Below are 19,158 nucleotides of genomic sequence, written 5' to 3'. Positions count from 1 at the left end.
CCGAACGGGTCCGGATGCTGGACAGCCCGCCTGCCATGGCGCTACAAGGCGGGCTCAACGCCTTGCGAGAGCGTGAAGCCGTTTCGCAGGGCATTTTGTGTGATTTATTCCGCTGGCGGAAATTCCACCGCCGGTTTCTTGAACACAGGCTCAGAGTACGCCCTATGACGAGCGTCAACGATATCCGGTCGAACTTTCTCGACTATTTCAAGGCCGCCGAACACGAGCATGTGTCTTCGGCGCCGCTGGTCCCGCGCAACGACCCGACCCTGATGTTTACCAATGCGGGCATGGTGCAGTTCAAGAATGTATTCACCGGGCTCGAAAGCCGTCCCTATTCGCGTGCCGTGACCTCGCAGAAATGTGTGCGTGCAGGTGGCAAGCACAATGACCTCGACAATGTCGGGTTCACCGCGCGGCATCTGACCTTTTTCGAGATGCTGGGGAATTTCTCGTTCGGCGACTATTTCAAGGAACGCGCGATCGAGTTGGCCTGGGGGTTGGTGACGGGCGACTTCGGCCTGGCCAAGGACAAGTTGTTGGTCACTGTCTATTCCGAGGATGAAGAGGCCGCCGCGCTTTGGAAGAGGATTGCCGGGCTCAGCGACGACAAGATCATCCGCATTCCGACCTCGGACAATTTCTGGTCCATGGGTGACACCGGTCCCTGCGGGCCATGCTCGGAAATCTTCTACGATCATGGTGATGCGTATTGGGGCGGCCCTCCGGGTACTCCCGAAGAAGACGGCGACCGCTTTATCGAGATCTGGAACCTCGTGTTCATGCAGTTCGACCAGATCGCGGAAGGCAATCGTGTGAACCTACCGCGGCCCTCGATCGATACCGGCATGGGTCTCGAACGGATTTCTTCGGTGCTTCAGGGCACCAATAATGTCTTCGAGACCGACATGTTCCGTGCCCTGGTCGAGGCGGCCGCGGAAGCGACCCATACCGCGACGGGCGGTGACGGCCTCACGTCGCTTCGCGTGATCGCCGACCATTTGCGGTCCATGTCGTTCCTGATTGCGGAGGGCGTGCTGCCGTCGAATGAAGGGCGCGGCTATGTGCTCAGGCGCATCATGCGGCGTGCCATGCGCCATGCAACGCTGTTGGGGACTGCCGAGCCGGTGATCCACAAGCTGGTGCCGGCGCTAGTGATGGAGATGGGGCAGGCCTATCCCGAGCTGCGCCAGACCGAAGATACGGTCACCGAGACGATCAAGATCGAGGAAGAACGCTTCCTCAAGACCCTCAGCCGCGGCCTTTCGATCCTCGAAGACGAGAGCGCCGGGCTGGGTGAAGGCGACGTGCTGGCGGGTGAAACCGCCTTCAAGCTCTATGACACCTATGGTTTTCCGCTCGACCTGACCGAGGATGCGCTGCGCACCCGCGGCGTGACGGTCGATCATGCCGGGTTTGACGCAGCCATGGCTGCGCAGAAGGCCGAGGCCCGCAAGAGCTGGAGCGGTTCGGGCGAAGCGGCGACCGACACTGTCTGGTACGGCATAGCTGACAAGACCGGCGCGACTGAATTCCTTGGCTATGAAACCGAGGAGGCGCAGGGCCAGGTTCTGACCCTGGTGCGGGAGGGTGCTGAAGTAGAGAGCCTGGCAGCGGGCCAGGAAGGCTTTGTCATTCTCAACCAGACGCCGTTCTATGGTGAGAGTGGCGGTCAGGTTGGTGATACCGGCGAGATGTCGGGTGACGGCGTGCGTATCGAGGTGCTCGACACGACCAAGCAGGCAGGTGGGGTGTTCGCACACCGCGTGAAAGTCACCGAAGGCAGTGTTGCAGCCGGGGACGCGCTGACGCTGAAGGTCGATCACACCCGCCGCACGGCCATCCGCTCCAATCATTCGGCGACCCACCTGCTGCATGAAGCGCTTCGCGAAGTGCTCGGCTCGCATGTCGCCCAGAAAGGGTCGCTGGTGGCCCCGGATCGGCTGCGGTTCGATTTCTCTCACAACAAGCCGGTGAGTGAAGAAGAACTCGCGCGCATCGTGTCGATGGCCAATGAGATCGTCGCCCAAAATGCACCGGTGGAAACCCGGTTGATGGCCGTTGATGATGCCATCGAGGCCGGGGCGATGGCCCTGTTCGGTGAGAAATACGGGGACGAAGTCCGGGTCGTGTCGATGGGCAGGGCGGTCCGGGGCAATGCGGCCGGCAGGACCTATTCGATGGAGCTGTGTGGCGGCACCCATGTCGGCCGCACCGGTGATATCGGCTTGATCACGCTGGTTTCCGAGGGGGCCGTTTCGGCGGGTGTCCGGCGTATCGAAGCGCTGACGGCCGATGGCGCCCGTGCCTATCTGGCGGGGCAGGATGCCGAGTTGCGCGCCATCGCGGGAGCGCTGAAGGTTGCGCCGCGCGATGCGCTTTCTCGCGTCGAAGCGCTGGTCGAAGAGCGCCGGCAACTCGAACGGCAACTTGCCGATGCACGTCAGAAGCTGGCGCTGGGTGGCGGGGGCGAAGGCGATGCTGTTGCGGAGATCAATGGCGTCAAGTTCATGGGCCGCGTGGTCAGTGACCTGCCGGCCAAGGAGCTGCGCGGACTGGTCGATCAGGGCAAGAAAAAGATCGGGTCGGGGATCGTCGTGAATGTGCTCAAAGATGCCGACAAGGCGACGATCGCCGTCGGGGTGACCGAGGATCTCACCGAGCGCTTCGACGCGGTGGCGTTGGTACGGGCCGGGGTCGAGGCGCTTGGCGGCAAGGGTGGCGGCGGCCGCCCCGACATGGCCCAGGGCGGCGGCTCGGAGCCTGGCAAGGCCGATGATGCAATTGCGGCTGTGAGGGCATTGGTTGAGGCCGGCTGATCGCCGGTCGCACAACACCCGCCGAACGCGGAAGGCAGATGACGATGCCCATGCCTCAGATCGAGCCCGGAGCCCGTCCGGTCCTTGTTGCCGGCGGCGCCGGCATGATCGGACACCATTTGTGTCGGCATCTGATGGCGAAAGGCTTTCCGGTCGTTTGCCTCGATAATCTCTCGACCGGTCACCGCGAGAATATTGCGTCCTGGGACGGCAACCCGGATTTTCGGTTCGTAGAAGGCGATGTGGTGGACGGACTCGCCGGCACATTCGCCGGTGTCTTCAATCTCGCTTCCCCGGCTGCTCCCGACCACTATCTCATCGACCCCGTGCGCACCTTGCGCACCAACGTGATGGGAACGCTGGCCATGCTTGAGGTTGCTCGGCGGTCAGAGTGTGTATTCGTGCAGGCCTCTACCAGCGAGATCTATGGTGACCCCGACCGGCACCCGCAAAGTGAGGATTACTTGGGGGCAGTCAATCCGGTTGGTCCGCGTGCCTGCTATAATGAGGGAAAACGCGCTGCCGAAGCGCTCACGCGCGATTTCCGGCGCCAGTATGGCGTCGAAACCCGGATTGTGCGGATCTTCAACACTTATGGAGAAGGCAGTCGGTCCGATGATGGCCGGGTGATTCCGAACTTCGTTCAGCAGGCGCTGCGCGGAGAGCCGATCACGATCTATGGCGACGGGCGGCAAACCCGCTCCTATTGCCACGTGGATGATCTGGTCGAAGGTCTGTTGCGGCTGTTTTCTACGCCGGGAACCATCGAGGACCCCGTCAATATCGGGAACCCCGGCGAAATAACTGTGGCGGAGCTGGCTGAGAAGATCCTGGCCCTGACGGAAAGTGATGCGGGCATCGATTACCGCGCGCTACCGCAAGACGATCCGAAACGGCGTTGCCCCGATATCGGGCGGGCGCAAGCGCTGCTGGGCTGGTCACCGCGCATCTCACTCGATGAAGGACTGATGCGCACCATCAACTGGTGGCGTCGGAAGAACGCTGAAGTCCCCGCATCGCAGATTGCAGGGCAGGGCTGATGCGCCGTCACCCCCGGCTCGAGGGCCTGCCGCCGATCCGCTACATCAATCTCGAGCGCAGTGCCGATCGCCGGGAACAGATGGAACGCCAGTTTGAGGCCTATGGGTTGAGCGAGGCTGCGCGTGTGACCGCGATCGATGGTGCCGCCGGTGAAGCGGCGGCTTACCTGGAGACCGCGCCCATCCTGCCCAAGCGAGATGGCTACCTCGCCTGCATGCTGTCCCACCTCAGGGCGATCGAACGCTGGCTAGAGGACGGTGGCGGTGACGAAGTCATTATCGCCGAGGATGATCTCAAGCTCGACAGTGTTGATCACTGGCCTTTCGACTGGACCTATTTCCGCTCACAGATACCGCTGAACTATGATGTGGTGCAGCTCGCGCTCATGCACCCCTACAAGCTCCATTTTGTCATGCACCCACGGCTGCCGAATAATGAATCTGCGGCCGCCTATCTGATCAACCGGCCTTATGCCGAAAAGCTGATGCGGCTCTATCGCGGGGAGAAGGGATTTTGCCTCGACCGACTGCGGCCGGAAAAGAGCAGCGCGGAGGCTCTCGTGTTCTCCTCCGGGCTTTGTTTCAGCTTTCCGCTGTTCAGCTTCGATGCAGGTGCCCCATCCAGCCTTTACACCAACACCGGCGACGGGATGCATGTGCGCTCAGATGCACTGCATCAGACCTTCTGGACGCAAAAAGCGCCGCGCGTGACCGACTGGGCGCCCGTGCTCAATCCCTGGCTCTCACAGCGCTGGAATGTTCTCGATTGGCGCCTGCATGTGGGCATGGTTCGACGACGCCGGTTTCCGCTCTTGCCGCGGCGCGTGTTCGGCTATGACCCGCTGGCCTGATGCCGGTTCTTCAGGAATCCGAGGGCGCTATCGCTGAGTGAGGGCCGGCGCGATCACTTCGATTCGGTTGGTCCAGACATAGCCGGTGAAGATGTGAGGTATCAGGGATACCTCATCGAGGCTGTCGATGCCGCGGCTGCCGAAATCTCCGTCCTCGAATGGCCCGAGCAGGATGATTTCACTGCCAGCGTCATTCAACCGTTGCGCAAAACGATTGGGCCAGCCCCAGAGTAGCCAGGCGTAGTTGGCCGGCACGGGCACCAGGGTATTGCGGCACTCTTCGGGGACATACCCGGTCCAGCCCAAGGCCAGATAGTTGATGAGGCAATTCATTGCGGATTTTCGGGAATAGCCGCGCAGGCCGTTTATGCCTTCCATCGCCGCAAAAGTTGGCTCGGCACCGCCATAGGCGCCCCAGATCGCGTTTCTCCATTCGGGGTGATCGGCAACGAGTTCAGCAAGAGCTTCGCCTTCTTCGGGCCGACCGCTCTTGTAGTTGATCAGAAAGCGTTGCTCGGGGAAGCGTTGGAGAACCTCGTCCAACGACGGAATCATGCCGATTCCCTTGCCTCTCAAGGGAAAGGTCTTTCCATTGTCGGCCGTGTATCCATAGCCGGCGTCGAGGCTTCGAATCGTCGCCATTCCGGTTTCGCCGGTTACGCCGGTACCTTCCGTTCGGCAGTCGAGCGTCCAATCGTGGAACACAGCCAGCCTGCCGTCTGTCGTCAGGTGAACGTCGAGTTCAACAACATCAGCGCCTGCCTCGAACGCCGCGGCCATTGAGGGGATGGTGTTCTCAATGAAACCGTGGGTGGGCGGGTCGATGCGTTCGGCGGTGCAGGTGTCGTTCTCGAGGTTTTCGCGATGAAAGGTCTGGTGAACGCCGCGATGCGCCAGAAGGCGTGGCTCGCCCTCTGGAGGCGGCGCGAGCAAGGAGGAATTCCATGCCCACAGCGCGATCACGAGCAGTGTGACAGCCATCAGTATACGCTTGAGCATGTTGAGAGATCCTCTTTGGCCGCAGTCGAGCTAGTCACGCATTCGGTCACAAATATGAAACTGTTCCGAATTGGTTTTAAGCCGAGTGTCGACACAGGGCGAAGCGGTTTGTAATTGGGGAGCTTTCGCGGTTGGTGGCGTGCTGCCGGTTTGATGGAGAGTTCTTGTGAGCGAAATGATGCGATCCGAGGAGAAGTTGGCCGGCCTGCCTCCGATCCGCTTCATCAATCTCGACCGTTCAGTCCGGCGTCGAGAGGCGCTTGAAGCGCAATTCGCTGATTGGAGTATTACGGACTTCAAACGGATCCGGGCTGTCGATGGACGCGCAGGCGAGGTGCCGAACCTTCTTGATGGTGGCCTGCCTGCGGATCGCGACATTGCCGGGGCTGCCTGTTCGCTGTCCCACCTGAGTGCGATCCGGGACTGGCTCGAGACGAGCGACACGTCAGAACTCATGGTGATGGAAGACGACTGCGTGCTGGACGCGATCGCGCACTGGCCGTTTTCATGGAAGCACTTCCGGGCTGCTGTGCCCGCCGATGCCGATGCGATTCAGGTGTCGGTGTTCAGCAACTACCGGGTCTCTTATGTTCTGCATCCCCGGGGGGAGGCCGACTTTTCTTCCTGCTGCTACGTGCTCACGCGGCCCTATGCGGAAAAACTCATGCGCATACACGCGAGCGGCGAGAAATTTCGCCTGGATATGTATGAGGATGGGCGGTCGACCTCGGAGTTCATGCTGTTCGATTCAGGCAAGACGTATACGTTCCCGATGGTCCGGCCGCATCATGACTATGTTTCCGACATCACGGGATCGATCCAACCGAGGCATCACATCCGCAGCGGCATGCTTTTCGACCAATTCTGGACTGAGATCGCGCCGACCATCCAGAACTGGGACGAGGTGCTGACGGCTTATCCGCCCTTTGGAAGGCGCTGGTCGAGGCTCGACTGGCGCAAACATTGCGGCATGGTCAATCGCAACCGTTTTCCCTGGCTGCCGATCTCTATCTGGAACCCCAAGCCCAAGGCCTAGCCACCGCGGAGAACTGACCCGCCCATGGGAGCGGGCCAGCAGTTCTTCAGTTGCCGCAGGAGAGCGAGACACCCTCAAACACGGTGTCGCATTCGATGCGGCGCAGCAGGGCCATCTCCTCTTCGGTCGGGGGAACCCCATCCGGCTTGAGAATCTCGATCCGCACGATCGCGCTGGCATCGCTGCCCTTGTAGGCAATCCAGGAGAAGGTATCTCCAGAATCGGAATAAGTGCCGCCGCGCACAAGTGCGATCTCGCTGACCGATTCATAGCTGAAAGGCGTGCCCGGGGCCGTCAAACGGCCCTTAGCCGTCAGGAAGGCGAGGGGATTGGCGAGTTGAGTGAATACGAAGACGTCGCCCTTACCCGAAATGCGGGTGCCATTGTCTTCAGCGAAGATCTCGAGATCCGCTCCCAGATCGGGGAAGGCGATTTCAGGCGAAACCTCGAACGGGTCAATGCCGGGCGAATTGGTGCCCGCGATCTCGGCCAGGTTCATATCCACCGGCAGAAAGAAGTGATTGAGCGATTCCTTCTGGAAGATGCGACGCGACGCGTTCGCACCGGTCCCCGCGGTCGACCAGCCCTGTTCGCGGTTGAACATGGACAACATTGGACGCGAATACCCGGTCAACCCCTCGGTCTGGTAAAGCGCGATGTCGAGATCGCCGCTGCCGCGCCAGTCTGCGCCGGAAACAGAGCAATGTCCGAGCCCCAGCGGCTTGTCGCTGAGCTTGAAGCCGGAGAGCGGGTTGCCGAATTCATCCTTGGAAATGTTGTCGGTGAAGGGAAGCCCGGCCAGCCGGTCGGCGACTTCGCGCGGCTCCGCACTTTCATGCATCGCCAGAAGACGGATGCACGCGTTGCGGACAGCCTCGATATCGTCCGGCTGATAGGCCGTGCGGCTTCCCGGCGGCAGGGAGGTGCGGACCAGAAAGTAGTCATTGGGCGTGTCGAGATCGTAGGTCTCGTTGGGGCCCATGGAGACCATGGTCGACACGATGTGCTGATCGACATTCCAGTCGACCAGGTTTTCGACCATGGTGGCGATCATTTCGCGGCTTTCGCCGAATACCTCTCCCGCGCCGAAATCCTCGATCAGCCCGGTGAGGGCCTGGTCGGGGAAATAGGGAGCGTGGAAGCCGAGAATGCCGCCAGGTTCGACGGTGCGGTCGATGAAATCGCCGATCCCGTCCTGGGTGGAATGGGCTGTGCCACCGAGGAAAGCGAAAGCGCAGGCAGAATAGCAGCGCATGCCGTTTTCAACGATTGCTGAGATGCGGTTCTCACGCAGGAACTTGGCGAGCCCGAGGCCGGTCTCGTAACTACCACCGGGGCTGTTCAGGGTGATGACAGCGGTGGAGTTGCCCTCCGGGGTGAAGCAGCTCTCGCGGCAGCCAACGAAATCGAGGTAGAAATTCTTGAGGGTTTCGACGTCCCCCTGAACGATAGGGCCATCAAGATGCAGGTGCGGCACCAGCTTCTTGGGTGAATAGGTCATCGATTTGATGGAGATCGTGGCGGCACTGGCCGCCCCGCCCATGGCAAAAGCCGCAGTCAGGCCCGCCAGAATAATGGTATGAAGTCGACGCATTGTGAGCATTCCCTTGTGTCCCCGCGCCGCAATTCTAAATCAGGCAATGTGGCGAGAACAGGGGAAAGCCCAGTCAAGGCAAACGTTTGGCGGCGCGCCATTGTCGCATGCGCCGCCGCAATCGATCAGCGTGTGTTCACGTCGCCGCCCGAACTGGATTCGACATTCGTGCGCGCCGGACTGCCATAGATATTGACGTTGGCACCGCTACTGGCCTGTGCATCGACCTCTTCGAGGGCGGTTACGTCGATGTCGGAGCCCGAAGAGGCGTCAGCGTCGACGACCTGACATTCGAGGTCCCTCAAATGAGCGTTGGCACCGCTTGAAGCGCGGATATCAAGAGCCCCGCAGGTGCCGGACATGCGGATATCGGCGCCCGACGAGACCCGCGCATCCACATTGGCGCCAACGAAATCGGTCAGGTTTATGTCTGCACCAGAGCTGGCATTCACTTCAAATCCGTCTGCCTCAATTCGATCAGCCCTCACTTCGGCGCCGGAAGATGCCGCCACGGCGGTCAGTTCTGGAACGGTGATATAAACTGTTGTCTTGTTTTCCCCGAACAGCAGGCCGCCGAGGATGCCCCCGTTGAGAATGAAATCAAGAAAGCTCTGGTCGACCGAGACGGAAAGCTCACCGCTCGACACTTCCACCTTGAGCTTGTCGAGGATGTTGGAGCGGGCCTCTGCGCGCACAGTGTGCGGCTGACCCAAGGTGATTTCTGCGTTGATACCGGTCGCGATATGCACGCGGTCAAAGGTGCCGACATCGAACTTGCGTTCGTCGGCCTGAGCTGCTCCCGCCACAAGTGCGGTGGCGGTGGTGGCGGCGAAAGCGGCCGTCTTGAGGGTGTTGTTCATCTGAATCTCGCGTCTGGATCGAGTTGCCATTGCCGATATGGGCAGGCTCGACGCAAGCGCAAGCGCGAAATCGTGCCAAGTTTGACTTGAATTATCTCTCTAGTGGCACCAACAGCCCTTAGTATTCGTAAGGTTCAGCGCTCGATTTTGGCGGAAACAGGGGCAGAAGACGTACAAATGCGTCCCAGAAATGATCGCGCCTCAGCCGTCTTATGTCGGGTGTCTGTTCGGCAAAATGCCACCAGACCGGCTTGAATGAATAGCGGGCCCGGGCGCGCCAGGGTTTGAGGCCGCTGACAAAATGAACCAGCCATGGGTCTCGCCTTTGTTGCTCGACCATGGTCTGCATCTCAGGATCGTCACCGGCGACAGCCGGGTTCCAAAACAGCGAATTCAATACGTTCCAACGACCGTCCACGAGCATGGTCTTGCCGAAGAGCAAGGTGTTGAACACATCCTGATCTCGCCAGACCATCCTGTCGTGCAGGCGACGGACCATATCGACCGCGGAATCGGAGAATCGGTCGTGGCGCAGTTGATCCAGGTTCAAGAGCATGACGCCGGCGTTGAAGTAGGCATCGTATATGTCAGGCACCGGCAGGCCGAGAACCTCCGGAAAATAGGTTCTGAGTGTGAACCGGTTCTCGCCGACCACCATGATTTCGTCTTCGCGGTAGCGGCGCATGGCTGGAGGATCGCGGACAACGGCGGCGCTCAGTTCACCCAATTGCGTGTCATAGAGCTCTGCGACATCTTTCAGAACCAGAACGTCAGCGTCGAGAAAGAGGGCCTTGCTGATGTCTGAGAGCGTATCGGCGATGGCAAATTTGAGAAACTGAGCTGAGCTGATGTAGCCGCGTTGACCAATGCTCGCGAGGGGATTGCTTGTCGGGTGCAGCACAACTTCCAACGGTCCGCGCCGGAACGCCGCAAGGCGCCGCGCCGCCTCGTCATCCGGGCCCTGGTAGAGGACATGATAGACGATCCGTCGGTCACCCTTTGCGTGGGCAGCAATGGAGGTTGCGATCACTTCGATCTGGGCGATGTAATTCGCATCAATGACTGACACGACGTTGATGGTTTCAGACATGGTCTAGACTGTGAGCGAGTTGGCGGGGTGCTGACTTATTGGCTGCAGACCGCAAGGTTGCAACCCCAAGCGGTGGTCAGGGCATCCACTCAGGTACAAAAAACGGCGGCGCGAGAGTGTCGCGCCGCCGTCCAAGTCGTTGTTGCTGACCGCGTTGGCGGTCAGATTCAGTCGTGATTACGACATGGCCTTCTGCAGGTTGGTGTCGACGGCCTCGAGGAAGCCGATGGTCGACAGCCATTCCTGATCGGGGCCGACCAGCAGCGCCAGATCCTTGGTCATCTGGCCACCTTCGATAGTGGAGACCACGGTCTGTTCGAGCTTGTTGGCAAAGTCGGCCAGGGCCGCATTGTCGTCAAGCTTTGCCCGGTGGGCGAGGCCACGGGTCCAGGCATAGATCGAGGCGGTCGAATTGGTCGAAGTTTCTTCGCCTTTCTGATGCTGGCGGTAGTGCCGGGTCACGGTGCCGTGGGCGGCTTCCGCTTCGACAGTCTTGCCATCCGGGGTCATCAGCACCGAAGTCATCAGGCCGAGCGAACCGAAGCCCTGGGCCACGGTGTCGGACTGCACGTCGCCGTCATAGTTCTTGCAGGCCCAGACATAGCCGCCGGACCATTTGAGGGCCGAGGCCACCATGTCGTCGATCAGGCGGTGTTCGTACCAGATCTTGGCGTCCTTGAACTTGTCCTCGAACTCGCTCTCATAGACTTCCTGGAAGATGTCCTTGAAGCGGCCGTCATAGACCTTGAGGATGGTGTTCTTGGTCGAGAGATAGCAGGGCACCTTGCGCTGCAACGCATAGTTCATCGAGGCGCGGGCGAAATCGCGGATCGATTCATCGAGGTTGTACATGCCCATGGCGACGCCGGCTGACGGGGCGTCATAGACGTCGTGCTCGATGGTGGTGCCGTCCTCGCCGACGAATTTCATCGTCAGCTTGCCCTTGCCGGGAAACTTGAAATCGGTGGCGCGGTACTGGTCGCCGAAGGCGTGACGGCCAACGATGATGGGCTCGGTCCAGCCGGGGACGAGGCGCGGCACGTTGCGGCAGATGATCGGCTCGCGGAAGATCACGCCGCCCAGAATGTTGCGGATGGTGCCGTTCGGTGAGCGATACATGCGCTTGAGCCCGAACTCTTCGACGCGTGCTTCGTCGGGCGTGATGGTCGCGCATTTCACGCCAACGCCAAATTCCTTGATCGCGTTGGCGGCATCAACGGTGACCTGGTCATCGGTCTCATCGCGATGCTCGATGCCGAGGTCGTAATATTTCAAGTCGATGTCGAGATAGGGATGGATCAGCTTGTCCTTGATGAACTGCCAGATGATCCGGGTCATCTCATCGCCGTCCAGCTCGACGACAGGATTTTCAACCTTGATTTTGCTCATGAACGGCTCCGTAACGAACAGGGAGATTACGGGGCGAAATGCCCTGAATGGTGCGCCCCTATAGCATCTGAAGCGGTCGGCGCAAAGCACGTGGCACCGTTCCCCCCGATCATTGGTCGATGCGGGCTTGAAACCGGGGTTTGCCTGCAGGTGGCTTGACTACGTGCATATACACGGCATAGTGACGGCCATGAGTGACGAATTCGCAGAATGCCTGGTCTTGAACACCCGAATGGCCGCGCGGGCCATCACCCGTCGCTACGATCAAAAGGCTCGCAGGTTCGGCCTCACAGCGGCACAATTCTCGATCATGGGCAATCTCATGCGTAATGCCGACCGCTCGGTGACCGAACTTGCAGACGATATGGCGATGGAGCGCACGACGTTGTCGCGCAATCTCGATCTGCTCGAACGTAAGGGTTGGGTTGCGTCCCGAAGCATCCGGAAGGGCAATGAGCGGCAGTGCGTCCCCACTGAGGCGGGCAGGGCGATGGTCGAACGGCTGACGCCGGAATGGCGCAAGGCCCAGGCCGAGATGCGCGAATTGCTGGGCGCTGAAGAGATGGAGCGGCTGCTGGGCATGCTTGGCAAGCTCGCAAGGCTCTGAACGAATGTGGCCGCGAGGCTTGAAGATGCCTTATCGACTGCACAAATCAGCGTGTAATTACACGGAGAAAGCAAGATGAAGACCGATCCGAATGATCCCATCGTTGTCACCGGCATGGGCGTCGTCTCTCCCTTAGGTGTGGGTGTCGACGCGGTTTGGCAAAGGTTGATCGATGGCGGAAGCGGCATCGTGCCGAATGATCGGTTCGACACCACGGGATTCCGCTCGGGGATCGCCGGGCTTGTGCCGGGCCTTTACCGCGACCCCGAAGCCGGTTTCGATCCGTCGAGCGTACTCGATCCCAAGGATCTCAAAAAGGCGGACGTCTTCATCCACTATGCGCTGGGAGCCGCGGCGCAAGCGCTGGAACAGGCCGGATGGTCGCCAACGACAGATGAGGAGAAGGAAGCCACCGCGACCGTGATCGGATCGGGCGTAGGCGGTTCGCCGGTGATGGCCCGCACCGTCGAGATTATCCTCAACCAGGGCCCTCGGCGCCTGTCACCGTTCACGGTCCCGTCCTTTCTGGCCAATCTGGCGGCGGGTTGGGTTTCGATCGTTCACGAACTCAAGGGCCCGATCGGGGCGCCGGTCACCGCCTGCGCCGCGTCGGCTCAGGCAATTGGTGACGGCATGCGGCTGATCCTTTCGGGCGAAGCCGAGATCGCGGTGGTCGGGGGTGCCGAAGGCTCCGTTGATCCCATCTCGATCGGTGGCTTCGGTGCAGCGCGCACCCTGTCCTCGCGCCCCGCTGAGGAGGCGGCGCTGGCCTCGCGGCCCTTCGACAAGGGCCGGGACGGGTTCGTCTTGTCTGAGGGTGGGGCGGCGCTGGTCATCGAACGGCTCAGCCACGCACAGGCGCGCGGTGCCATACCACTGGCTGAAATCGCGGGGTATGGCACCTCAGCGGACGCGTATCATCTCACAGCGGGCCGGCCCGACGGCGAAGGGGCGCAGCGGGCCATGCGCTCGGCCATCCGCATGGCGGGGCTCAATTCGAGCGATATCGGCTATGTGAACGCCCATGCAACCTCCACTGAAGTGGGCGATGCCATCGAACTCGCGGCGCTCGGGTCCTTGTTCGCTGATTCAGCCGAGATGCCGGCCCTTTCCTCCACCAAGGCCTCGACCGGGCATATGCTCGGCGCAGCAGGTGCGATGGAAGCGCTGATCTCGGTTCAGGCCCTGCGCACGGGCATCCTGCCGCCCACGATCAATCTCGACAATCCCGACGACGAGGCGACACGTTTCGATCTTATCCGCGGCAAGGGCGTCGAGAAGTCGGTGCGCTACGCGCTGTCGAATTCGTTCGGCTTTGGTGGCGTGAACGCGGCGCTGGTCTTCGGGGCCATCAACGCCTAGGCCAGTGTGTCCAGCGTCCGTCGCATGTCGGAGAACACGTCCCCGAACTGGCTAAAAGCCGTCAAATGGCCCGTGTTCTCCCAGACCTTCAGTGTGCTGTGGGGCAGACGCTCATTGACGGCTTCGGCCAGGGCAAGCGGGGCGAACTTGTCGTCGTCGCCCGCATAGACGCTGACGGGGGTGGTGACTTCAGCGAGATCGAAACCCCAGGGTCGGTAGCGCAACCAGGCATCGCGGGCCGGACCAGCCGAACCGTGACGAAAGGCCTCCTGCATATCGCGGACGAGGAAATCGGCGAAGGCTTCGTCGCGTTCGATCATCGCCCGGTCGGTCTCACTCAACGACGATTTCAGTATGCTCATCAGGCTCTTCTTCCCCCGGGATATCCGCCAGCCAAGAAATGCAAACGGCGGCCCGAAGAGAAAGGGCATGGCACCGGCGACCGAGAAGAAGGCGCGATCGAGCGGAGCCATGGTCTTTTGCAGGGCTGGAATGTCAGCAACGGGTGCCCAGCCGACAACGCTGGCGACAAAGGTCAGGCGGTCCGGGATGAAATGGGCTGCGGCCAACGCTGTTGTGGCTCCGCCTGACGCTCCCGAAATCGCGAAACGGTCGAGATTGAGATGATCAGCGACTGCCTCGACGCATTTGACTTCGTCGCGCAGGGTGCGGCCGCGGACGTGCGGCGTTTCGCCAAAGCCGGGGCGGTCAAAGGCGATCAGACGGATATTGTGATCCCAGGCGGCGTCCTGCAGCAGTTCGGCCTCGAGATGACTGCCCGGGCAGCCGTGGCAATAGATCATCGGGTCCCCGCCGGGGGCGCCGAATTCCTTGAATGAAATGTCCATGATTCCGCCCCGGGGCCTGTTGCCCTCACTCATCTAGGCGCGTGCCGAGATGGATGCAAGTTGCCGGAAAGAGTGGCTATTTTGGGGGGAGTGTGCCGACGAACCGTGTCGACAGGGCGATCCATCGGGCGAGGGCCGAATCCTCGGTGAGCGTTTCTTCATCGATGAAGAGAAAACCCGCCATGGCCTTGCCGGTATAGTCCATGTCGCGTGCGCCGGGCAGGGACCTCGCCTCGGCTTCGAGATCCTTGCCGACACGGACCATGAAGTCGCCCTTGTTGGTATAACCGCACAGCATGTTGCCATTGAGCATGAAGGCGAGGCCACCGAACATGCGCTTTTCGGTGATGTTGGGATCGTCGCCAATGATGGCGCGGATGCGCTCGACGCGTTCTTCGAGGTCCGGCGACATCTACATACCCTCATGCTGATCGATATCGGGGTCGATCACGTCCCAACCGGGGCGTTCGGCGTTGTAGAGAATGACTTGCGGGTGAAACCAGTCGGACTGGTCGAAACTGCCCATGGCAATGCCCATGAGATGGGGAGTTTTTTCGTTCTCCGAGAACAGCCGCGATCCGCAGTTTGGACAGAAATGCCGGGTCCGCTTCGACCCGCTGTCCGCGGTGCTCTCGTAAGTCTTTGTCTCACCGGTTATGGTGATGTCATCGCGCTTGAAAAACGCCTGAACCAGGTGCCCGGTTCCGGTAGTCCGCCGACAGGCATTGCAGTGGCACTGGGCCATGCGCACCGGTTCGCCGTTAACGGTGTAGCTGACTGCCCCGCAATGGCAGTGTCCGCTCAAATCCATCACTCCCTCCCTTCGTCTTTGGAGCGATCTTATCGGGAAATGGTGTGGCGTCCACGCCCGGTTGCGGAGGCCATATTGCGGCCAGGCTGTGCCGGGGATAGGTAAGAGACAAACTTCCCCGCCTTCGGATTGCCTACATGTCCCTTGATTTGCCGACCCCTTTGCCCGATTGCCTGCCATTCCCCGCCTTGCCGGTTGAAACCGATCGGCTGGTTTTGCGGCGCCTTTCGATGGGCGACATCGATGCGGTGCACGCCTATCAGTCGCTCGACAGCGTTACGGAGCATTTGCCTTACGCCTCGCGGGACCGCGTCGCTGCCGAGGAAAAGCTCAAGGAGGTGGTCGAGATCGATGCACTGGGACTCGATACCGAGCCCATGGTGTTGGCGGTCATCGAGAAGGAAAGCGGGCAATTGATCGGTGAGGTCATGCTGTTCCTGAGGGATTGCGGCGCCCGGCAGGGGGAAGTCGGCTATGTGTTCCATCCCGATTTTCATGGCAAGGGCTACGCCAGCGAGGCGGTGGCGGCAGTAATCGACCTGGGGTTCGAGGCTTTCGGGTTCCATAGGATCTATGGGCGCTGTTCGGCAGCGAATACCGGCTCCGCAAAGCTGATGCAGCGCATGGGCATGCGGCTCGAAGCCCATTTCAAAGAACACGCCCTGTTCAAAGGCGCCTGGGACGAACTCCAGATATTCGCCATTCTCGAGGATGAATGGCGGCGTCAGCGCAAAGGGGCGGCCTGATGGCAGGGACGGACAAATCGCAGGCGCTGACCCCGCAGCCCGGCCCGATCATCATACTGTGTGAACCGCAGCTGGGGGAAAACATCGGCATGGTGGCCCGCGCCATGGCCAATTTCGGGCTGTGGGACCTGAGGTTGGTCAATCCGCGCGAAGGCTGGCCGAGCGAGAAGGCGGTGGCGACCGCCGCCAAGGCCAATCACATCATCGAACGGGTGGCGGTGTTCGACACGATCGAGGAGGCGGTGGCCGATCTCAACCTGATCCTTTCAACCACAGCGCGCTCCCGGGACATGTTCAAACCGGTGATCGGTCCGGATGAGGCCGTTCGGCAGGCCCAGCCCCAAATCGCTGATGGGCGCAAGGTCGGTATCCTTTTCGGGCGCGAGCGCTGGGGGCTCAACAATGCCGAAGTGGCCCTTTCCGACTTCATCGTCACCTTGCCGGTCGAGCCCGCCTTTGCTTCGCTCAATATTGCCCAGGCCGTGCTGGTGCTGGCCTATGAGTGGCGGCGGCTCGCCACCGCGGATGCGCTGCCGTTCGAAGGCGATCTCGGCACGCCGGCAAAGCGCGAAGAGGTGATCGGTCTCGTCGGGCATATCGAGGAGGCGCTCGACAGGGCCGAGTTCTTTTCCGTGCCTGACAAGAAGCCGACCTTTCTCAACAATCTGACCTCGATGTTTTCACGGGCCCGGTTCAACGATCAGGAAGTGCGCACACTGCGCGGCGTGATCGCGGCGCTCGACCGGCGGCACCTTCGGCCCAATCCCAGCCGGCCCCAGAAGAAGAAGGAGCGCCCCGAATAGGAGCGCCCCTTGCATTCTGCAGCCATTGTGCGGGTTCGGCGATCAGATGATCACCAGCCGGCGGCGGTATTCGCTGGCGAGGTAGACGACGGCCACCGCAAAAGCGACACCGCCGACCATGCCGATCCAGTCATAGCCCTGCACATAGATGGCGAGGCCATTCCAGATGCTGTCGAGGCTGCCCGAGACGATATCGGCTTCGAGCGACTCGGTGCCGGTTTCGCCATCGAGGCGATGGGCCAGGAAGTTGGCGATGACCGGCTCAGCGTCCCGATTGATCAGGTAGAGCCGTTCCATCAGCACCACGAAGCCGGGGATGATGAAGGCAAGCGGAATGCTCCAGCGGCCAAACACTGTGCTCAAACCGGCAACCCAGGCCAGGACCGGGGCGTACCACAACACGCTCAGCACCATGAAGATGATGCCCGACAGGCCGGCTTCGATCCAGATCAGCAGCGCGCTGAGCGGATTCGGTGCGAAGTGGTGGTCGAACTTGAAGCCTACTCCGATGAAGCCGAGATAGATCACGATGCCGGTAATTGCGGCCCAAACGAACAGGATCGGCATGAACACGGCCAGGGAGGAAGCGGCCTTGAGCCCCAGAATCTTGAGGTCCGACTGCGGCATGGACTTCCAGAACAGCATGTTGTTGTGCCGGCGATCGGCGCTGAAAGCGTCAGCGTAGTAGAAGAACAGCGCCACAACGCCCAGGCCGGTCCATACGGCAATATTGATCATCAGGCCAACGCGCATGACCGTCTCGCCGTTGGGCGGGCCATCACCTTCGGGATTGGCGTCGCCGAACAGCAGTCCGCCGACCATGATGACGATCAACAGCCCGATCAGGATCGCGGGAGCGTAGAGGAACATGGCGCGATGTTCGAGAAACTCGCGCTTGAGAAGGGCGATTTCGGACTTCATTGTGCAGCCCTTTCATTGGAAGAGGCAGGTTCGGCGTTGTAGGTCGTGCGGTCCATCAGGGCGACGAAAAGGTCTGAAAGACTGGGGGAGGTGACTTCCCCAAGAGCTTCCAACGCCTCGCGGTCGGCGCCATCGAACAGCATGACCGTCTGGCCGAAACGGGTTTCGGTATAGATCGGTTTGAGGGCTGCAGCCTTGCTGGCATTGTCCCCGGAGGTGACGAGCTGGGCATAACGCTCAGCAACCTCTTCGGTCGGGGCATCAAGGGCGATGCGGCCTTCCTTGATGAAGATCACGTCAGTGAGCATGAACTCGATCTCGTCGACCTGGTGAGTGGTGATCACCAGCGTACGATCCTCGGTCATGTAGTCTTCGAGAAGCCGGCGGTAGAAGCGTTTGCGGTAGGTGATGTCGAGCCCGAGGGTGGGTTCGTCCAGCACCAGGAGCCGCGCGTCTATAGCCATGACGACAGCAAGGTGGAGCTGAGCGACCATACCTTTTGATAGAGTGCGAATCTTAGCTCGCGGCCGTACATCTGTGCCTTGAAGAAAAGCATTGGCCTTCTCCCTGGAGAATGCTGGGTGGATGCCCTCGATCAGATCGAAGAGCTCGGAGACGCGCAGATAGCGCGGCAGGCTGGCAACGTCCGACATGAACGCCACTTGCTGCATGAGCCGGGCCCGGTTTGCGAACGGGTCCATGCCCAGAACGGAAACCTCGCCCTCGCACTGGGTCAGTCCCAGCACTGCGTTGAGAGTGGTGGTCTTGCCGGCGCCGTTGTGCCCGATCAGGCCGTAGATGCGGCCGGCGGGCACGGTGAAGTCGAGGCCATGCAGGATTTCAGTCTTGCCGAAGCGCTTGCGCAGACCGCGCGCCTGGATGATGGGGGCGTTCATTTGGACGATCCCTTCTTGATGAGGGTTTCAAGGGAGAGGCCGAGCGCTTCGATGCGTTCGGCGATGCGCGGCCATTCCTCATTGAGAAACTGATCGCGCTCGTGTTCGAGAAGTTTGTCGCGCGCACCGTTCACCACGAACATGCCCAGCCCCCTTCTTTTTTCGATAATGCCCAGGTCAACAAGGGACTGATATGCCTTGGTGACCGTGAGCGGATTGACGGAAAGATCGCCGGCAACCTGACGGACCGAGGGCAGCGCTTCGTCCTGTTTCACCACCCCATTGAGAATGAGGGCGATGATGCGCTGCCGGATCTGCAGGAAGATCGGCTGTGTCTCGTTGAATTGCACCATGTGTTTTGCCTATCTAGTGTGCTAGAGATGTAACACACCAAATCAGGATTGCAAGCGCGAATTCAATAGTGGCGGCAAAGTTTTTTTCCGCCACCTGGTTCCGGTTCAGCCAGGCGAAATTTTTTGTTTTAAG

19 protein-coding genes are annotated in these 19,158 nt (G+C 60.7%); 8 read left to right on the top strand and 11 right to left on the bottom strand.

The window, feature by feature from the left end; genetic code table 11:
- The first annotated feature begins 164 nt into the window (after positions 1 to 164).
- Genes alaS through G489_RS0106585 form a run of 3 tightly spaced genes read left to right on the top strand, consistent with a single transcriptional unit; the run spans position 165 to position 4,710 of the window.
- Entirely contained in the window at positions 165 to 2,819 is a 2,655-nt protein-coding gene (gene alaS / locus G489_RS0106595) for an alanine--tRNA ligase (protein WP_029040870.1), read from the top strand.
- Between the two features lie 38 nt (positions 2,820 to 2,857).
- Positions 2,858 to 3,859 carry a UDP-glucuronic acid decarboxylase family protein gene (locus G489_RS0106590; RefSeq protein ID WP_245578833.1) on the top strand — a complete coding sequence of 334 codons (1,002 nt, stop codon included), beginning with the start codon at positions 2,858 to 2,860 and terminating at the stop codon, positions 3,857 to 3,859.
- Positions 3,859 to 4,710 carry a glycosyltransferase family 25 protein gene (locus G489_RS0106585; protein WP_029040868.1) on the top strand — a complete coding sequence of 284 codons (852 nt, stop codon included), beginning with the start codon at positions 3,859 to 3,861 and terminating at the stop codon, positions 4,708 to 4,710. Before G489_RS0106590 ends, G489_RS0106585 begins: the two co-directional genes overlap by 1 nt.
- A gap of 27 nt (positions 4,711 to 4,737) precedes the next feature.
- Here the strand turns inward: G489_RS0106585 and G489_RS0106580 are convergent, their stop codons facing one another.
- Positions 4,738 to 5,709, bottom strand: coding sequence for a glycerophosphodiester phosphodiesterase family protein (locus G489_RS0106580; protein ID WP_029040867.1), 972 nt, complete (start codon positions 5,707 to 5,709; stop codon positions 4,738 to 4,740).
- Between the two features lie 166 nt (positions 5,710 to 5,875).
- Between G489_RS0106580 and G489_RS0106575 the strand changes: the two genes are divergently transcribed.
- Positions 5,876 to 6,745, top strand: coding sequence for a glycosyltransferase family 25 protein (locus G489_RS0106575; RefSeq protein ID WP_035871821.1), 870 nt, complete (start codon positions 5,876 to 5,878; stop codon positions 6,743 to 6,745).
- Between the two features lie 46 nt (positions 6,746 to 6,791).
- Here G489_RS0106575 and G489_RS0106570 read toward each other — a convergent pair whose 3' ends face one another.
- The 4 genes from G489_RS0106570 to G489_RS0106555 form a co-directional block, all read right to left on the bottom strand.
- The gene (locus G489_RS0106570) at positions 6,792 to 8,339 is read right to left on the bottom strand and encodes a COG3904 family protein (protein ID WP_035871820.1); all 1,548 of its coding nucleotides are present in this window, start codon (positions 8,337 to 8,339) and stop codon (positions 6,792 to 6,794) included.
- A gap of 125 nt (positions 8,340 to 8,464) precedes the next feature.
- The gene (locus G489_RS21670) at positions 8,465 to 9,199 is read right to left on the bottom strand and encodes a head GIN domain-containing protein (protein WP_051332382.1); all 735 of its coding nucleotides are present in this window, start codon (positions 9,197 to 9,199) and stop codon (positions 8,465 to 8,467) included.
- A 118-nt stretch (positions 9,200 to 9,317) separates the two neighbouring features.
- Positions 9,318 to 10,289, bottom strand: a complete 972-nt coding sequence (locus tag G489_RS0106560) for a glycosyltransferase family 8 protein (protein WP_029040864.1) — start codon at positions 10,287 to 10,289, stop codon at positions 9,318 to 9,320.
- A 177-nt stretch (positions 10,290 to 10,466) separates the two neighbouring features.
- Positions 10,467 to 11,678, bottom strand: coding sequence for an NADP-dependent isocitrate dehydrogenase (locus tag G489_RS0106555; protein WP_029040863.1), 1,212 nt, complete (start codon positions 11,676 to 11,678; stop codon positions 10,467 to 10,469).
- A 190-nt stretch (positions 11,679 to 11,868) separates the two neighbouring features.
- Between G489_RS0106555 and G489_RS0106550 the strand changes: the two genes are divergently transcribed.
- The gene (locus G489_RS0106550) at positions 11,869 to 12,285 is read left to right on the top strand and encodes a MarR family winged helix-turn-helix transcriptional regulator (RefSeq protein ID WP_035871819.1); all 417 of its coding nucleotides are present in this window, start codon (positions 11,869 to 11,871) and stop codon (positions 12,283 to 12,285) included.
- A gap of 75 nt (positions 12,286 to 12,360) precedes the next feature.
- On the top strand, positions 12,361 to 13,647 hold the full coding sequence (gene fabF, locus G489_RS0106545) for a beta-ketoacyl-ACP synthase II (protein ID WP_029040861.1): 1,287 nt from the start codon (positions 12,361 to 12,363) through the stop codon (positions 13,645 to 13,647).
- Here fabF and G489_RS0106540 read toward each other — a convergent pair.
- The 3 genes from G489_RS0106540 to G489_RS0106530 all read right to left on the bottom strand — a co-directional run bounded on the left by G489_RS0106540 (position 13,644) and on the right by G489_RS0106530 (position 15,306).
- Positions 13,644 to 14,495 carry an alpha/beta fold hydrolase gene (locus G489_RS0106540; RefSeq protein WP_029040860.1) on the bottom strand — a complete coding sequence of 284 codons (852 nt, stop codon included), beginning with the start codon at positions 14,493 to 14,495 and terminating at the stop codon, positions 13,644 to 13,646. The genes fabF and G489_RS0106540 overlap by 4 nt on opposite strands.
- A 76-nt stretch (positions 14,496 to 14,571) precedes the next feature.
- On the bottom strand, positions 14,572 to 14,907 hold the full coding sequence (locus G489_RS0106535) for a TfoX/Sxy family protein (RefSeq protein WP_029040859.1): 336 nt from the start codon (positions 14,905 to 14,907) through the stop codon (positions 14,572 to 14,574).
- On the bottom strand, positions 14,908 to 15,306 hold the full coding sequence (locus tag G489_RS0106530) for a GFA family protein (RefSeq protein WP_029040858.1): 399 nt from the start codon (positions 15,304 to 15,306) through the stop codon (positions 14,908 to 14,910).
- A gap of 137 nt (positions 15,307 to 15,443) precedes the next feature.
- Here G489_RS0106530 and G489_RS0106525 point away from each other — a divergent pair, with 137 nt between their 5' ends.
- The gene (locus G489_RS0106525) at positions 15,444 to 16,052 is read left to right on the top strand and encodes a GNAT family N-acetyltransferase (protein ID WP_051332381.1); all 609 of its coding nucleotides are present in this window, start codon (positions 15,444 to 15,446) and stop codon (positions 16,050 to 16,052) included.
- Complete coding sequence (locus G489_RS0106520) at positions 16,052 to 16,855, top strand: RNA methyltransferase (RefSeq protein WP_029040856.1); 804 nt, start codon at positions 16,052 to 16,054, stop codon at positions 16,853 to 16,855. The genes G489_RS0106525 and G489_RS0106520 overlap by 1 nt, the downstream gene beginning before the upstream one ends.
- Positions 16,856 to 16,897: 42 nt before the next feature.
- On the opposite strand, the gene G489_RS0106515 is transcribed toward G489_RS0106520, so the two are convergent.
- From G489_RS0106515 to G489_RS0106505, 3 genes are read right to left on the bottom strand one after another with little or no spacing between them, the layout of a single operon-like run.
- Positions 16,898 to 17,776, bottom strand: a complete 879-nt coding sequence (locus tag G489_RS0106515) for a hypothetical protein (protein ID WP_029040855.1) — start codon at positions 17,774 to 17,776, stop codon at positions 16,898 to 16,900.
- The gene (locus G489_RS19400) at positions 17,773 to 18,672 is read right to left on the bottom strand and encodes an ABC transporter ATP-binding protein (protein WP_051332380.1); all 900 of its coding nucleotides are present in this window, start codon (positions 18,670 to 18,672) and stop codon (positions 17,773 to 17,775) included. The genes G489_RS0106515 and G489_RS19400 overlap by 4 nt, the downstream gene beginning before the upstream one ends.
- Positions 18,669 to 19,025: a GntR family transcriptional regulator gene (locus G489_RS0106505; protein WP_029040854.1), complete on the bottom strand. Its 357-nt coding sequence runs from the start codon at positions 19,023 to 19,025 to the stop codon at positions 18,669 to 18,671. Before G489_RS0106505 ends, G489_RS19400 begins: the two co-directional genes overlap by 4 nt.
- Between the last annotated feature and the right edge of the window lie 133 nt (positions 19,026 to 19,158).

It is taken from the genome of Cucumibacter marinus DSM 18995 (assembly GCF_000429865.1).
GTDB lineage: Bacteria > Pseudomonadota > Alphaproteobacteria > Rhizobiales > Devosiaceae > Cucumibacter > Cucumibacter marinus.
Note: the sequence above shows the minus strand (reverse complement) of the source record. Positions and strands in the feature narration are given on the sequence as shown.

Coding starts and splice junctions, on each gene's coding strand:
- alaS (WP_029040870.1), top strand. CDS start 165: ATGACGAGCGTCAACGATATCCGGTCGAACTTTCTCGACTATTTCAAG.
- G489_RS0106590 (WP_245578833.1), top strand. CDS start 2,858: ATGACGATGCCCATGCCTCAGATCGAGCCCGGAGCCCGTCCGGTCCTT.
- G489_RS0106585 (WP_029040868.1), top strand. CDS start 3,859: ATGCGCCGTCACCCCCGGCTCGAGGGCCTGCCGCCGATCCGCTACATC.
- G489_RS0106580 (WP_029040867.1), bottom strand. CDS start 5,709: ATGCTCAAGCGTATACTGATGGCTGTCACACTGCTCGTGATCGCGCTG.
- G489_RS0106570 (WP_035871820.1), bottom strand. CDS start 8,339: ATGCGTCGACTTCATACCATTATTCTGGCGGGCCTGACTGCGGCTTTT.
- G489_RS21670 (WP_051332382.1), bottom strand. CDS start 9,199: ATGAACAACACCCTCAAGACGGCCGCTTTCGCCGCCACCACCGCCACC.
- G489_RS0106560 (WP_029040864.1), bottom strand. CDS start 10,289: ATGTCTGAAACCATCAACGTCGTGTCAGTCATTGATGCGAATTACATC.
- G489_RS0106555 (WP_029040863.1), bottom strand. CDS start 11,678: ATGAGCAAAATCAAGGTTGAAAATCCTGTCGTCGAGCTGGACGGCGAT.
- G489_RS0106550 (WP_035871819.1), top strand. CDS start 11,869: ATGAGTGACGAATTCGCAGAATGCCTGGTCTTGAACACCCGAATGGCC.
- fabF (WP_029040861.1), top strand. CDS start 12,361: ATGAAGACCGATCCGAATGATCCCATCGTTGTCACCGGCATGGGCGTC.
- G489_RS0106540 (WP_029040860.1), bottom strand. CDS start 14,495: ATGGACATTTCATTCAAGGAATTCGGCGCCCCCGGCGGGGACCCGATG.
- G489_RS0106535 (WP_029040859.1), bottom strand. CDS start 14,907: ATGTCGCCGGACCTCGAAGAACGCGTCGAGCGCATCCGCGCCATCATT.
- G489_RS0106530 (WP_029040858.1), bottom strand. CDS start 15,306: ATGGATTTGAGCGGACACTGCCATTGCGGGGCAGTCAGCTACACCGTT.
- G489_RS0106525 (WP_051332381.1), top strand. CDS start 15,444: ATGTCCCTTGATTTGCCGACCCCTTTGCCCGATTGCCTGCCATTCCCC.
- G489_RS0106520 (WP_029040856.1), top strand. CDS start 16,052: ATGGCAGGGACGGACAAATCGCAGGCGCTGACCCCGCAGCCCGGCCCG.
- G489_RS0106515 (WP_029040855.1), bottom strand. CDS start 17,776: ATGAAGTCCGAAATCGCCCTTCTCAAGCGCGAGTTTCTCGAACATCGC.
- G489_RS19400 (WP_051332380.1), bottom strand. CDS start 18,672: ATGAACGCCCCCATCATCCAGGCGCGCGGTCTGCGCAAGCGCTTCGGC.
- G489_RS0106505 (WP_029040854.1), bottom strand. CDS start 19,025: ATGGTGCAATTCAACGAGACACAGCCGATCTTCCTGCAGATCCGGCAG.